Genomic DNA, 12429 nt, shown 5'->3' on the forward strand with positions numbered 1-12429 from the left:
AGGTGTGTCGAAGGTCATGCCCCAGGGGGCCGTAGCGGCCATACTGGGCGCCACGGCGAGGAGGGCATTCCATGCAGGTCCATTTCCATGGCGCGGCGGGCGAAGTCACCGGTTCCATGCACCTGGTCGAAGCGGCCGGCCAGCGCATCCTGCTGGATTGCGGGCTGGTCCAGGGCAGCCGCGACGCCGAGGCGCGCAACGCGGAGCCGTTTCCGTTCGACCCCGCCACGCTGGATGCGGTGGTGCTGAGCCATGCCCATATCGACCACATCGGGCGACTGCCGCTGCTGGTCAAGCGTGGTTTCCGTGGCCCCATCCACACGCAGGGGGCCAGCGCAGAACTGCTGCCCATCATGCTGCTGGACACCGCGTCGCTGTCCGAATCCGAGGCCGAACGCGCCAACCGCGGCCGTCGTCCGGGCGCGCCGGCAATGGAGCCCCTGTTCTCCGAGGAGGACGTGCACGCCACCATGAAACTCGTGCGTCCCGTTCCCTACGACGAGCGTACGACCATCGCGCCCGGCGTGGACATCGCCCTGCGCGACGCCGGCCACATCCTGGGCTCGGCGATCGTCGAACTGTGGGCCGATGGCCGCAAGCTGGTGTTCTCCGGCGATCTTGGCCCCAAGGGCACGCCCATCCTGCGCGATCCCAGCGTGGTGAAGCAGGCCGACCTGCTGTTGATGGAGTCGACCTACGGGGACCGCAACCATCGTGACCGCCCGGAAACGATCCGCGAGCTGGGCGAGATCTTCGAGCATGCCTGGCGCGACCGCGGCAACGTGCTCATCCCGGCGTTCGCGGTCGGCCGCACGCAGGAACTGCTGTACTGGTTCGCCCGCCACTGGGAGGCGTGGAAGCTGGCGCGCTGGCGGATCTTCCTGGACAGCCCCATGGCGGCAAAGGTGGTCGGCGTGTATGCGCGCCACCACGGCCTGTTCGACGAGGATGCGCGGCGGGTGTGGGCGCAGTCGCCCAATCCGTTCCGCCTGCCCAATCTGCACATGGTCGAGACCACCCAGCAGTCGATGGCGATCAACCAGGTGGAGAACGGCGCCATCATCATCGCCGGCTCCGGCATGGCCAACGGTGGCCGCATCCAGCACCACCTGCGCTACAACGTCGGGCGGCGCAACGCGCATATCGTGTTCGTCGGCTACCAGGCCGAAGGCACGCTGGGCCGGCGCCTGGTCGATGGAGCGCCGTGGGTGCGCATCCATGGCCGCGACTACCGCGTGAACGCGCAGCGGCACACCGTCGGTGGCCTGTCCGCGCACACGGACCAGCAGGGCCTGCTGGCGTGGTACGGCAACTTCCAGCCCGCGCCGCCGCTGGTGCTGGTGCACGGCGAGGATCGCGCACGCGAAGCCCTGGCAGGCGAGATCGGCGAGCGCCACGGGGTGCCGGTGGAACTGGCGCGGCCGGGGATGGTGGTCGACGTCTGACGACGCCGTGCGCCGCACGTCAGGCGCGCGTGACGGGCGCGCCGATGGCGTCGTGTTCGCCCGTATGGCTGAAGCTGCGGTTGCGGCCGGCCTGCTTGGCGCGGTAGAGCGCGGCGTCTGCGCGGTCGAACACGTCTTCCGGTCCGACATCGTCGCCGGACGTATAGGTGTGGATGCCGACGCTCGCGGTGAACGGCGGCGGCGCGCCCGCGTTCGCGCCGTGCGGCTTGCGTGCGTGGTTGGCCAGGTCCACGTGGATGGTGGTGGCGATGGTGGCTGCTGCCTGCGCCGAGGTTTCCGGCAGCAGCACCGCGAACTCGTCGCCTCCCAGGCGTGCGACCAGGTCGCGCGGACGGCGCGCGCGGCTGCGGAGGATGCGCCCTAGCGACTTCAGGGCGGCGTCGCCGGCCGCATGTCCCTGCGTGTCGTTGAGCTGTTTGAAGTGGTCGATGTCCATCACCAGCAGCGAAAGCGGTTGGCCGCTGCGGCGCGCGATGCGCAGTTCGTGGTCCAGGGCATGGTCGAACCGGCTGCGGTTGGCCAGCCCGGTAAGGGAATCCGACTGCGCCTGCTGGTGGGTACGCCGCAGCAGGCGGTAGATCCACAGCGACGCGCCCAGCGCCAGCACCAGCAGGGCGGGCACCGGGGAGAACCAGGCGTGGGCATAGCGCAGCAGCAGGATCGACAGCACCACGACGCCGGCCATCGTCAGGATGGTGGGGCGCCAGATATGGCGAAGCCCGGGCAGCAGCGAGAGCAGCAACGGAAGCGCGGCCAGCGTCGCTGCCAGCATCGCCTGCCAGCCTTCCGACATCGGCGTGATGGCGGCGCGCTTCAGCAGCATGTTCAGCAGGTTGGCCTGGTAGTCGGTCCCGCTCATGCTGGCGTTCGGGGGCTGGCCGGGCGCGCGCGCCAGCGGCCCCATGCCGGTCGCGCTGACGCCGACGAGGATCCAGTTGCCGCGCAGCAGCGACGCCGGGATGCGCTGGTTGAGGATGTCCGTATACGACACGTGGCGGAACGCGTTCGGCGGCGAAGTAAACGGCACCCTGACCTCGTAGTCGCGCACCCACTCCGACGCGGAGGCCGGTTCCAGGCCCGTCATGACCAGCCGGCGCCCGGGCAACTCCGTGCCCGCGCCCGCGGGCTGGTCGAGCTGCAGCAATGCCAACGCCAGCGCGGGCCAGTGCGGGGAGCCAAGGCCGGCGCGCAGATAAGCCGTGCGCGCCACGCCGTCGGCATCCAGCGCCATCTCGGCATGGCCCAGCGATGCCGCCGAGGCCGCGAACTCGGGGATCGGCATCAGTTCGACCGTGGAGCTGTTGAGCTGGACCGGCTCGGCCAGCACCGGCAGCACCACCCGGCCGCTGCGGCTGATCGCGCGCGCCAGCAGGGCGTCGCCTTCGGGATCGAACAGTGCGGGCTCCGACAGCAGCACGTTGAATGCGATGCCCTTCACATCGGTGAGCCGCAGACGGTCGACGAGTTGCGCATGCGTGCGCCGCGACCACGGCCACCGGCCGAGTTCGGCCAGGCTTTTCTGGTCGACGTCGACCACCACGATGCGGGGGTCGGCGTCCGGCGCTGCGCCCAGGATCAACCGGTCATACACCCACGCATCGAGCGGGGCGGTGATCCCGGACAGGGTGACGAGAATCGCCAGCGCGGCCGCGCCCACCGCCGTCAACAGGCGGGGTTTCCATTTGGGCGTGGCCGGGGCGGTGCTCACAGGGCCAGCAGTATGAGCAATGCGCCGGCTCCCGCGCCAATCCGGCACCAGCGGCAGGGCACCTCGACCACCTGGGCAGGGGGGAACGGGCCTTCGAAGCCATCCACGTCGATGGTCTGGGCGCGCAGGTACCAGGTACCCGAGCGCAGCCGGGGCAGGGTGATCTCGGCCTCGGCGACGAGTTCGTCGACCTGCGGGGCGCTGAAATCCGGGGTCCGCGACATCTGGAAGCGATAGCGCTGCCCGGGTTGGCCGGCTGGCCAGCGGAAGGTCACGTCACGGGTGCTGCCAGGCTCGGCCGCAGCGCGGTCGATGTCGGTGATCTCCGCCAGCGGACGCACGGTGAAGGCCACGCTGTCGCCGAAGGGCCCGGCCTTCCCGTTGCCGTCCACGCTGCGGATGCGCCAGGCGTAGTCGCCGGGGGGCAGGGGATCGGGCAGCGGGGCCTGCGTGGTGCCCTCGATGCGCGCCTGCGCGACGGGCTGGTCGAACCCCGCGGGGCCCGCCACCTCGTAGTCGTACGCGGCGGCGCCAGGCGCCTGCGTCCAGGCCAGGTCTACCCCGGGCGTGCGAATGACGCCCCCTGCGGCAGGCGCGATGGAATACGGTGCCGCGGGCTGGTCATCGATCTGCAGGCTTGCGACCGCATCGTGGCCTTCCAGCCCGGCGGACGAGATCGCACGGACACGTACGAAGTAATGGCCTGCTCCGAGCGCAGGCAGCGTGTAGCGCGGAGCATCGCTTTCGGCATCCACCCTCAGGCTGTCGAACGAACGCTGCGCACTGACCTGGATGCGGTATCGCTGCGCGCCGGGGACGGCAGGCCACGCAAGATCCGCGCGGGCACGCTGCGACAGTGGCGCCAGGCGCGACAGGTCGGGCGCCGGCAACAGCGCGACCGGGGTGACTGCGGCCTGGCCCTGCGCCACCACCGCGCCGAAACCCCGGCGAAGCACGGCGCCGCGCTGGCGGGGAGCGCTTACCGCGACACGTCCTTCCAGCACCTCGGTGTGCGTCTTGCCGTCGCGGGCCTCCACGCGGAACTGCGTGCCGCGCACCGCGGACGATGCGCTGGGCGTGTCCACGATGAAGTTGGCCGCCGGTCCACGCAGGTGGCGGACGTCGTTGCCGATGCGCCCGCGCTGCAGTCGCAGCCGGGTGTCGGCCATGCCGGAACGGCCGAAGCGGGTCAGCCGGTCGAGCAGCAACTCGCTGCCGCCGAGCAACAGCAGCCGCGAGCCGTCGGCGAACTGCAGGCTGAGCGAGGCCTCCGGCGAGGTCGTCACGCGCGCGCCGCTGCCCAGCGACATCCCGGCCGTCACCGGCGCATCGCGGCCGGCTGCGGTGCGTGCCACCGCGGCGCCCTGCAGCGCGACGACCTTGGCGGTCGCGGGCTGGTCATGCAGCCATTCGAGCGGAATCCGCAGTGTGCTGCCCGGCGGCAACTGGTAGGGGTTCGCGATGCGGTTGTGCGCCTGCAGCCGCTGCCAGGGGATCGAAGGCTTGAGGTACGCGCCGGTCACATCCCACAGCGTGTCGCCAGGACGGACGCGATAGACCCATTCCTGCGCGTGGACGGACCACGACGCCAGCACCAGCATCGCCAGGCCACACCAGCCCAGCCATCCTTTTCCCCGGCTCGCCCGCCCTCGCATTGCACGCTCCCGCATTGATCGTCAGGAAATGTTGAATCGATCACAATTATAGAAGCTTTGATCCGGCATCTGGCCGGTGTTGCCCTTGTTCGTCGTTAATGTGACTTGGCTTGGCGGGGCGGGGCGCGCCCCGTCCCGGCACCCTCAGGGTGTGCCGCCCCACCGGGCGGCGATGCGGCGCGCCAGCGCGTAGGGCTCCGGCGCATCGCGGTTGGTCAATACGATGACCGTCAGCCGTTGCGCCGGAAAGCGCAGCAGGACGTTGCGGAAGCCGATGCTTTCGCCCGAGTGCCACTGCATGCCGCCCTGCAGGCGCCATCCGAAGCCGTAGTGCGCCACGTCGGGTTCCCGCGTGGTGATCGAAGGCGCGAACGCCAGTGCGCGCGACGCGGCCGACAAGAGTCGATCGTCGTAGAGCGCGGCGTCCCAGCGCGCAAGATCCCCGATCGATGAGTAGATTCCCCCGTCGCCGAGCACCGCGCTGGTCATGCTCTGGTCGGTGCGCCGCCAGCGGCCGTCGCGGAGGCTGTAACCGAATGCGCGATCGGCTACCGGCGGGCCTTCGTCTTCGCGTGCCTGCGTCGCGGTCATGCCCAGTGGCGTGAAGATGCGCGCGTGCACGAACTCGGCGAACCGCTGTCCGGAGGCACGCTCCACGACCAGCGACAGCAGCGCATAGCCGCTGTTGCTGTAACGGTAGGTGCTGCCGGCGGGAAAGTAGAGACGATCCTCGCGTTCCAGCAGGCGCAGCACATCCGCATCACGTACCTGTCGCGTCTGCGTGGCGGGAACGAGATCCTCGTAGTCGACCAGGCCCGACGTGTGGGTGAGCAGATGGCGAAGCGTGATGCCGTCGGCCGCCGCGGGCAGCGAAGGCAGCCAGCGCCGCAGCGGATCATCGACCGTCAGCATCCCGTCCTCGGCGAGCAGGAGCACGCAGGCGGCGGTGAACTGCTTGCTGATCGAGGCGAGGCGGAAGTTCGTCCGGGGCGAAGCGGCGATGCCTGCTTCCAGATCGGCCATGCCATAGCTGCGCTGGAAGACGGGCACACCCTCCTTGAGCACCAGTAGCGAAGCGCCCGGGACCTGGCCCGCATAGTCGCGCATCCATGCGTCGATATCGTCTTCGCGCGTGGACGCGCTCGCCTCGACGTTCGCCATCACCAGGATCCCCCACAGACAGGCTGCTTTCATCGCCTTCTCCCGGCCACCCAGGGCGAAGCCTAGCACCCGCTCAGTCGAGGGCGGCTTCGGCGCGGAGTTGACGCTCGCGTTCATGGCCCAGGTAGCGGCGAATGCCATGCCGCATCAGGTAAAGCAGCGGGATCAGCGCGATGGCCGCCAGCATCTTGTACACGTAGTTCACCGTGCTGACCGCCAGGAACAGCGAGGTCGGCCACTTCTGCGGCCCCAGCACGAAGGCGATGTAGATCACCACGAAGCTGTCCACCAGCTGCGAGATCGCGGTGGAGCCGGTGGCGCGCAGCCACACCCAGCGTTCGCCGGTAGCCGCGCGGATGCGGTGGAACACCGACACGTCGATCAGTTGTCCCACCAGGAACGCCACGACCGAGCCGGCGATCGTCCACATGCCCTGCCCGAAGATGGCGGCGAAGGCCTTCTGGTAATCAGGCACGCCCTGCGCCTGTGCCGCGTCCACCCACCAGCCTGCCGGCGCCAGCGCGATCGCGGCGAAGGCGAAGAGGAAGCCGTAGACGATCAACGCCACCGCCAGCCACGAGATGAAGCGCACGCCGCGCTTCCCGAAGAACTCGTTGATGGTGTCCGTGAGGACGAACACGAACGGCCACAACAGCGTACCGGCGGTGAAGCTGAGCGAGCCCGTCTGGCCGAACAGGTTCCATTCCAGCGGCGCGATGCCCAGTGTGTCTTCCAGCGCGAAGATCTTGACGCCGATGAACTCGGCCAGCACCGCGTTGGCGCAGAATACCGCCGCCAGCACGATGAAGAGGCGGACCGCACGGTCGTCCAGCGTGCGCGGCGCGTCCATCGGTCAGCGCTCCCCGGCGCGGGTGAACGGCATGGTTTCCGGTGCCACGGCACCGCCGGAAATGATGAAGCTCATCGCCTGGTCCACGGTCCAGTCGGTCGGCGTCAGCAGCTCGACCGGCACGATCTCCAGGTAACCCGACGTCGGGTTGGGCGTGGTCGGCACGTAGACGGCGGCGAGTTCGCGGCCGCTGCCTTCCTCACGGATCACCCGCGTCACCAGGCCGACCGATTTCATCTCCCGGTGCGGGAAGTCGATCAGCACCACGCGCTGCGTGCTGCCCGGCTTGGTCTCGAGCATGTCCAGCAGCTTGCGTGCGCTGGTGTAGATGACGTTCGCCAGCGGTACGCGCGCGATCAGCGCCTCGAACCAGCTCAGCAATCGCTGCCCGACCACGCGCCGCGTCAGCGCACCCACGGCCAGGATCACGAACAGCGTCGCGACCATGGCGATGGTGTTCTGCACCCACAGGCCGTTGAACCACCCCAGCGACTGCGGGAACGTGGCCGCGATCTGGTGCGACAACGGCTCCACCCACGGCTTGCTGATGTCGGACAGCAGCACGAACACGAACTTGATGACGACCCACGTCAGCCAGATGGGCAACAGGGTCAGCAGACCGGTGATGAAGAGCTTCTGCACCGAGACGCGGTGCGGGGGATGGTCGGGGGGCATGGGCCTATTGTAGGCCGCTGCAGGGCGGTGGCTGTAGCGCCATCGGTGAAACGCCGTGATGCCGTCCGCGCCTCAGCGTGCCGTCGTGCGCGCCTCGGGCTTCAACCGCACGTAGATCTGCTTGCGCACGCGCGCGACGACTTCGTTCTGCGCATTGAACACGTCGGCCGGCATCCAGCGGAGGTACTTCTGGCCATCGGCTGCCCCGGCGCGGATCTCGTCCAATACATGGCCGTCCAGCCTGAACTCGGCGTGCAGCGTGCCCTTGCCTGGCTTCACGAACTCGATCTCGGCGGCCTTGTCCCAGACGTAGTAGTCGGGACCCAGCCGCTCCTTGGCCAGGATCATCCAGAACGGATCGGTCATCGCGAACAGGCTGCCGCCGAAATGGGTGCCCACGTAGTTGCGGTTCCAGGGGCGCATGCGCAGTTCGACACGCGCGAAGGTCCAGTCGTCGGCCAGCTCGGTGACGTGGATGCCGCTGAGCAGGAAGGGCGGCCACACGTTGAAGATGTGGCGCAGGGTACCGGGTTTCATGCAGGACGACGGAGGGATCAGGAGGGGACGGGAAGGTATTCGCGGATCAGAACAGCAGGGAGGACATCTTCCGGCGGTACTGGCCCACCAGCGCGTCGTCCTCGATCACCCGGAACGCATCGATCAGGCTCTTGCGCGGCAGGCCATCCTCGAAGGATCGGTCGCGCTTCAGCATTTCCAGGAACTGGTCCAGCGCCTCTTCGGATTCGCCCGCGACCAGCGCGTGCACACCCAGCAGGTGGCGCGCGCGCAGGTCGTCGCCATTCGCGGCGACCGCGGCGCGCAGGACCGCCCGTGCAGGTGCGTCCTTCAGGGCGGCCGCGAATCCGAGCCGGGCGCGGGCCTTGACCGCACGGTCGTCGGTGGCGAGGTTCGCGGGCAGCGCGTCGAGCAGCCGCTCGGCCTCGCTCGCGTCGCCGGTCTTCAGCAGGGCAAGGACCAGGTCGAGCTTCAGTTCGTCCTTGTCGGGCTCGGCGGCGACGGCCTCGCGCAGGGCGGCGACCTGGTGCTGGGGATCCAGCGGGACTTCTTCGACGAGGGCGTCGGCCGCTTCTGCCGGCTGGATGCCGTGCGAAGCGAGGAACTCGCGCAACTGGCCTTCCGGCAGGGCACCCGGGAAGCCGTCGACCAGTTGCCCGTCCTTGACCAGGAACACGGTCGGCACCGAGCGGATCTGGAAGGCGGCCGCGATCTGCTGCTCCTTGTCCACGTCGACCTTGGCCAGCAGGAAGGCGCCGTTGTATTCCCCGGCCAGCTTCTCGAGGATCGGCCCCAGCGTCTTGCACGGCCCGCACCACGTGGCCCAGAAGTCGACGAGGACCGGAACCTCCAGCGACTTGCGCAGGACTTCGGCTTCGAAGGTTTCGGTGGTGGCATCGAAAACGTGGGGCAGTTCGCTCATCGGGGCGCTCTTGGGCGTGTGGGGGCGTGGCGTTCAGATGGTGTCGCGGGCCGCAGGATACAAGGCGATGTAAAAAGTGTTTGACATTCGCCGATTGACATGTAAAGTTTGCCTTACATTTTGTATAGCGAAGGTTACTCAATGCGAGTGCAGCGAGCGAAGTGGTGGATCCTGCTTTTCGGCGCCATGCTGGCGTTCTGGGGATTGCTGGCGGGGCCCGACGTGCTGCTGGGCGTCGACCTGGGCAAGTGGGGAACGGCCCTGCTGGTGACGGTCGCCTGGATCTCGATGTTTGCGGTGTCGCGCGCACCCGTGGACGAGGCCGAGCGCATCCTGTCGCCGGGTGAGTGGAAGGCCTGGGTCGGCGTCGCCTTCATGCTGGCGGCGACCGGATACTTTCTGGCCAAGGCGCATGTCTTCGCCGATGGTCCGGCGGCTGAGAATGACGGCGCCCGCGCTGTGGGACGCAACCTGGCGTTGCTGCTGGTCGCCTGGAGCGTGCTCCTGGGCGTGCTGGGCGCGCGCTGGAAGGGGCGCGTGCAGGAGGATGAGCGCGACCGCGAGATCGAAAAGCAGGCGGCAGGTTGGGGACGTGGCGCCTTGACGTTCTGCCTGATCGGACTGGCGGCGATGCTGGCGTTCTCGCCTTCCGACCGGTTGGCATGGGCCACGCACTTCATGATCGCGAACCTGCTGGTGTTCGCGCTGATGTGGGGCTGGCTGTGCGAGTACGTGGCGACGGCCTTGCTGTACTGGCGTGATCGTCGGGAGGTCCGGGCATGAGGGCCGGGCGGGAGACGGTGCAAGCGGGGTTCGGCGAGCGGTTCGCCCGCAACTCGGCCTTGGGCATGTCCGGGTTGGCGTTGTTCGCCGCCATCGCGGTGGTCGTGCAGGGCGGGGTGTTCCCCTTCCTGTCGACCACCGCCTGTTTGGCGATGTCGTATTTCTTCCGGCGTCGCGCTCGGCAGGAAGAAGCAGACCGGCGTCGCGCGATCGAGGACGAGCGCGACGACGTGCTGCTGGCACGCGGTGACCGCACGTTCCGCATCGCCGCCAGTATGTGGATGGTGGGCCTCGCCATTGCGCTGGCTTGGCCGCCTGTGCGCGAGGCGTTGCTGGCGCCTGCGTTGCGGGTGCCGGGCCTGTTGCTGGTGGGTGTGACGGTGGCCAATGTCGCGGGCCATGCGACCGTGGCGGCGCTCTATCGGCGCGATCGTGCATGACCGGCACGCCGATCGCCAACGACATCCGCCGGCTGCGCTTCGAGCGCGGCGAGATGACGCAACAGGCACTGGCCGATGCCTGTGGCGTGACACGCCAGACCATCATCGCGTTGGAGGCGGGGCGCTACGCACCGTCGCTGGAACTGGCGTTCCGCATTGCGCGGGCGTTCGGCGTGGGGATCGACGAGGTATTCAGATGGGGCGGCGAATGAACAGTGCGTGGACGTGGAGCGGGTGGGCGGCCCTGGGCGTGTTCGTGTTGGCGATGATCGGCTTCGGCGCGACGTTGTCCGGCTATTCGCACGTCTGGCATCCGGTGGCGGTGCTGGGCGCGAAAGGCGTCCCGCACGCGATGGCGTTCAACATGTTCGGATTCGTCCTTACGGGTGTGCTGGCGGCGTCGGCGGCGCTTGGCCTGCGTCGCCATGTACCGCACGACGCCGGCTGGCCGCTGCGCGTGGGCACGCAACTCATTCTGCTGTCGGCGCTGGGGTTCGCGGCGATGGGCCTGCTGCCGCTCGATCCATCGGATTTGGACAATCCGGCCAGCAGCCTGCACGCCACGGCGTGGATGCTCTGGTGGGTGGCCTTCGTGCCGGGTGCGCTGCTGATCGCGCTCGGTTTGCGTGGACGACAGTCCTGGCGCGGGCTGGCACGGGCCAGCGTCGTGGCGGCGCTGCTGGTGCTGTTCGTCGCGCTGCTGGCGGTAGAGCTCATGCCCGCAGGCCTGGCCCAGCGCATGGGCTACCTGGGCTGGCTGGGGTGGTTGTGCGTGGCGTCGCGACACCGCGGCGCGTAGGGAGCTGGCTCCGCTGCGCTCGGGTGGATGAGGGCGCGAGCTGGCCCAAGGAGCAACTGGGCTAGCGCGACCCCCCGGGCACGGTTACGGCTGGCGATACACCTTGCCGTCCTTCATCACGAAATCCACCTTCAACACGGCGTTGATGTCCTCCACCGGATTGCCGGGCACCGCCACGATATCCGCACGCTTGCCGGCTTCGATCACGCCTTGGTCGTCCACGCCGAGCACCTCCGACGCACGGATCGTCGCTGCCTGCAGGGCGTAAGCGGCCGGCATGCCGGCTTCGACCATGTAGACGAACTCGCGCGCGTTGTCGCCGTGCGGCCCCACGCCCATGTCCGTGCCGAAGGCGATCTTCACGCCGTTGCGGTAGGCCATGCCCGCCGTCTGCTGGATCAGTGCGCCGATGCGTTCGGCCTTCGGCCTTACCACGGCCGGGAAATAGCCATCGATCTTCGCTTTCTCGGCGACGAAGCGGCCGGCCGAGATCGTCGGTACGTACCAGGTGCCGTGCTGCTTCATCAGCCGCATCACCTCGTCGTCCATGTAGGTACCGTGCTCGATGCTGGTGACGCCACCCAGGATGGCGCGCTTCATGCCTTCCTTGCCGTGCGCGTGCGCCGCGACGCGGAAGCCGTAGTCGCGCGCGGTGTCGACGATCGCCTTGACTTCCTCGACGGTGAACTGCGGTGCGTCGCCGGACTTGGCGTAGCTCAGTACGCCGCCGGTGGCGGTGATCTTGATGACGTCGCTGCCGTCCTTGTAGCGCTGGCGCACGGCTTGGCGGGCGTCGTCGATGGAGTTGATGACGCCTTCGGTCGGTCCCGGCGGGCCCATCAGGTGCGCCAGATGGGTGTTGAAGCCGTTGGTGGGATCGGCGTGGCCGCCGGTGGTGGCGATGGAGGTGCCGGCGGCGAAGATGCGCGGCCCCTTCACGGCACCCTGGTTCACGGCATCGCGCAGGTGCAGGGTCACGTCACCCCCGAGGTCGCGCACGCTGGTGAAGCCGGCCATCAAGGTCTTCTCGGCGTATCTCACCGAGCGGTAGGCGAAATCCACCGGGTCCAGGCGGAAACCTTCCGAATAGCTCTGCGGGCTGGATTCGCCGTCCAGGTGCACGTGCAGGTCGGTCCAGCCCGGCGTGCAGGTATGGTCGGCCAGGACGATCGATTCTGCGTCGGCCAGCTTGGCGCGGCCGGGGATGACTTCGGCGATCCGGCCGTCGCGGACCAGGATGGTGTGCTCACCCAGGACCTTCCCGCTGCGGGCATCGAACACCCGTTCGCAATGCAGGGCCAGCGTCGCCGGCGCAGCCGGTTCGGCAGCCCTCGCGGTCATGCAGGCGGTCAGGCCGCAAGCGGCCATGGCGAGGGCAAGGACGGTCTTGTTCATGTGGGATCCCCTGTTTCGACCCCGTCATGCTAACCGGTGGCATGGCGGGTCATGGTGCG

13 protein-coding genes are annotated in these 12429 nt (G+C 68.6%); 5 read left to right on the forward strand and 8 right to left on the reverse strand.

From position 1 onward, the window contains the following. Nucleotides 1–71 precede the first annotated feature (71 nt). Nucleotides 72–1445: an MBL fold metallo-hydrolase gene (locus Q0907_RS06575; RefSeq protein ID WP_299342741.1), complete on the forward strand. Its 1374-nt coding sequence runs from the start codon at nt 72–74 to the stop codon at nt 1443–1445. Between the two features lie 19 nt (nt 1446–1464). Here the strand turns inward: Q0907_RS06575 and Q0907_RS06580 are convergent, their stop codons facing one another. From Q0907_RS06580 to trxA, 7 genes are all read right to left on the reverse strand, one after another. Then, entirely contained in the window at nt 1465–3174 is a 1710-nt protein-coding gene (locus tag Q0907_RS06580; RefSeq protein WP_296282570.1) for a CHASE2 domain-containing protein, read from the reverse strand. Further along, the gene (locus Q0907_RS06585; protein WP_299342743.1) at nt 3171–4829 is read right to left on the reverse strand and encodes a FecR domain-containing protein; all 1659 of its coding nucleotides are present in this window, start codon (nt 4827–4829) and stop codon (nt 3171–3173) included. The genes Q0907_RS06580 and Q0907_RS06585 overlap by 4 nt, the downstream gene beginning before the upstream one ends. Before the next feature lie 144 nt (nt 4830–4973). Next, nucleotides 4974–5990 (reverse strand): serine hydrolase domain-containing protein, encoded by a 1017-nt coding sequence (locus Q0907_RS06590; RefSeq protein WP_299343836.1) that lies wholly within the window; start codon nt 5988–5990, stop codon nt 4974–4976. Between the two features lie 73 nt (nt 5991–6063). Further along, nucleotides 6064–6840, reverse strand: coding sequence for a queuosine precursor transporter (locus tag Q0907_RS06595; RefSeq protein WP_299342745.1), 777 nt, complete (start codon nt 6838–6840; stop codon nt 6064–6066). Between the two features lie 3 nt (nt 6841–6843). Continuing rightward, nucleotides 6844–7515: a DUF502 domain-containing protein gene (locus Q0907_RS06600; protein ID WP_299342747.1), complete on the reverse strand. Its 672-nt coding sequence runs from the start codon at nt 7513–7515 to the stop codon at nt 6844–6846. Nucleotides 7516–7587: 72 nt separating this feature from the next. Further along, a complete protein-coding gene (locus Q0907_RS06605) occupies nt 7588–8052 on the reverse strand; it encodes a DUF4442 domain-containing protein (RefSeq protein WP_296280298.1) in 465 nt (154 codons plus the stop codon). 46 nt (nt 8053–8098) lie between these two features. Further along, nucleotides 8099–8953: a thioredoxin gene (gene trxA / locus Q0907_RS06610; RefSeq protein WP_299342749.1), complete on the reverse strand. Its 855-nt coding sequence runs from the start codon at nt 8951–8953 to the stop codon at nt 8099–8101. 141 nt (nt 8954–9094) lie between these two features. Here trxA and Q0907_RS06615 point away from each other — a divergent pair, with 141 nt between their 5' ends. Genes Q0907_RS06615 through Q0907_RS06630 form a run of 4 tightly spaced genes read left to right on the forward strand, consistent with a single transcriptional unit; the run spans nt 9095 to nt 10975 of the window. Continuing rightward, nucleotides 9095–9736, forward strand: a complete 642-nt coding sequence (locus Q0907_RS06615) for a hypothetical protein (protein ID WP_296280302.1) — start codon at nt 9095–9097, stop codon at nt 9734–9736. Further along, nucleotides 9733–10176 carry a hypothetical protein gene (locus Q0907_RS06620; RefSeq protein ID WP_299342751.1) on the forward strand — a complete coding sequence of 148 codons (444 nt, stop codon included), beginning with the start codon at nt 9733–9735 and terminating at the stop codon, nt 10174–10176. Before Q0907_RS06615 ends, Q0907_RS06620 begins: the two co-directional genes overlap by 4 nt. Further along, on the forward strand, nt 10173–10388 hold the full coding sequence (locus Q0907_RS06625) for a helix-turn-helix transcriptional regulator (RefSeq protein ID WP_296280306.1): 216 nt from the start codon (nt 10173–10175) through the stop codon (nt 10386–10388). Before Q0907_RS06620 ends, Q0907_RS06625 begins: the two co-directional genes overlap by 4 nt. Continuing rightward, the gene (locus tag Q0907_RS06630) at nt 10385–10975 is read left to right on the forward strand and encodes a DUF998 domain-containing protein (protein ID WP_299342753.1); all 591 of its coding nucleotides are present in this window, start codon (nt 10385–10387) and stop codon (nt 10973–10975) included. The genes Q0907_RS06625 and Q0907_RS06630 overlap by 4 nt, the downstream gene beginning before the upstream one ends. An 84-nt stretch (nt 10976–11059) precedes the next feature. Here Q0907_RS06630 and Q0907_RS06635 read toward each other — a convergent pair whose 3' ends face one another. Continuing rightward, a complete protein-coding gene (locus Q0907_RS06635) occupies nt 11060–12370 on the reverse strand; it encodes an amidohydrolase family protein (protein WP_299342754.1) in 1311 nt (436 codons plus the stop codon). Between the last annotated feature and the right edge of the window lie 59 nt (nt 12371–12429).

The sequence above is a fragment of the uncultured Pseudoxanthomonas sp. genome, assembly GCF_947498795.1.
In the GTDB taxonomy this organism is placed as follows: Bacteria; Pseudomonadota; Gammaproteobacteria; order Xanthomonadales; family Xanthomonadaceae; genus Pseudoxanthomonas_A.

What these genes read in the sequence shown, in the direction of transcription:
- Q0907_RS06575 (WP_299342741.1), top strand. Translation starts at nt 72, where the DNA reads ATGCAGGTCCATTTCCATGGCGCGGCGGGCGAAGTCACCGGTTCCATG.
- Q0907_RS06585 (WP_299342743.1), bottom strand. Translation starts at nt 4,829, where the DNA reads ATGCGAGGGCGGGCGAGCCGGGGAAAAGGATGGCTGGGCTGGTGTGGC.
- Q0907_RS06590 (WP_299343836.1), bottom strand. Translation starts at nt 5,990, where the DNA reads ATGGCGAACGTCGAGGCGAGCGCGTCCACGCGCGAAGACGATATCGAC.
- Q0907_RS06595 (WP_299342745.1), bottom strand. Translation starts at nt 6,840, where the DNA reads ATGGACGCGCCGCGCACGCTGGACGACCGTGCGGTCCGCCTCTTCATC.
- Q0907_RS06600 (WP_299342747.1), bottom strand. Translation starts at nt 7,515, where the DNA reads ATGCCCCCCGACCATCCCCCGCACCGCGTCTCGGTGCAGAAGCTCTTC.
- Q0907_RS06605 (WP_296280298.1), bottom strand. Translation starts at nt 8,052, where the DNA reads ATGAAACCCGGTACCCTGCGCCACATCTTCAACGTGTGGCCGCCCTTC.
- trxA (WP_299342749.1), bottom strand. Translation starts at nt 8,953, where the DNA reads ATGAGCGAACTGCCCCACGTTTTCGATGCCACCACCGAAACCTTCGAA.
- Q0907_RS06615 (WP_296280302.1), top strand. Translation starts at nt 9,095, where the DNA reads ATGCGAGTGCAGCGAGCGAAGTGGTGGATCCTGCTTTTCGGCGCCATG.
- Q0907_RS06620 (WP_299342751.1), top strand. Translation starts at nt 9,733, where the DNA reads ATGAGGGCCGGGCGGGAGACGGTGCAAGCGGGGTTCGGCGAGCGGTTC.
- Q0907_RS06625 (WP_296280306.1), top strand. Translation starts at nt 10,173, where the DNA reads ATGACCGGCACGCCGATCGCCAACGACATCCGCCGGCTGCGCTTCGAG.
- Q0907_RS06630 (WP_299342753.1), top strand. Translation starts at nt 10,385, where the DNA reads ATGAACAGTGCGTGGACGTGGAGCGGGTGGGCGGCCCTGGGCGTGTTC.
- Q0907_RS06635 (WP_299342754.1), bottom strand. Translation starts at nt 12,370, where the DNA reads ATGAACAAGACCGTCCTTGCCCTCGCCATGGCCGCTTGCGGCCTGACC.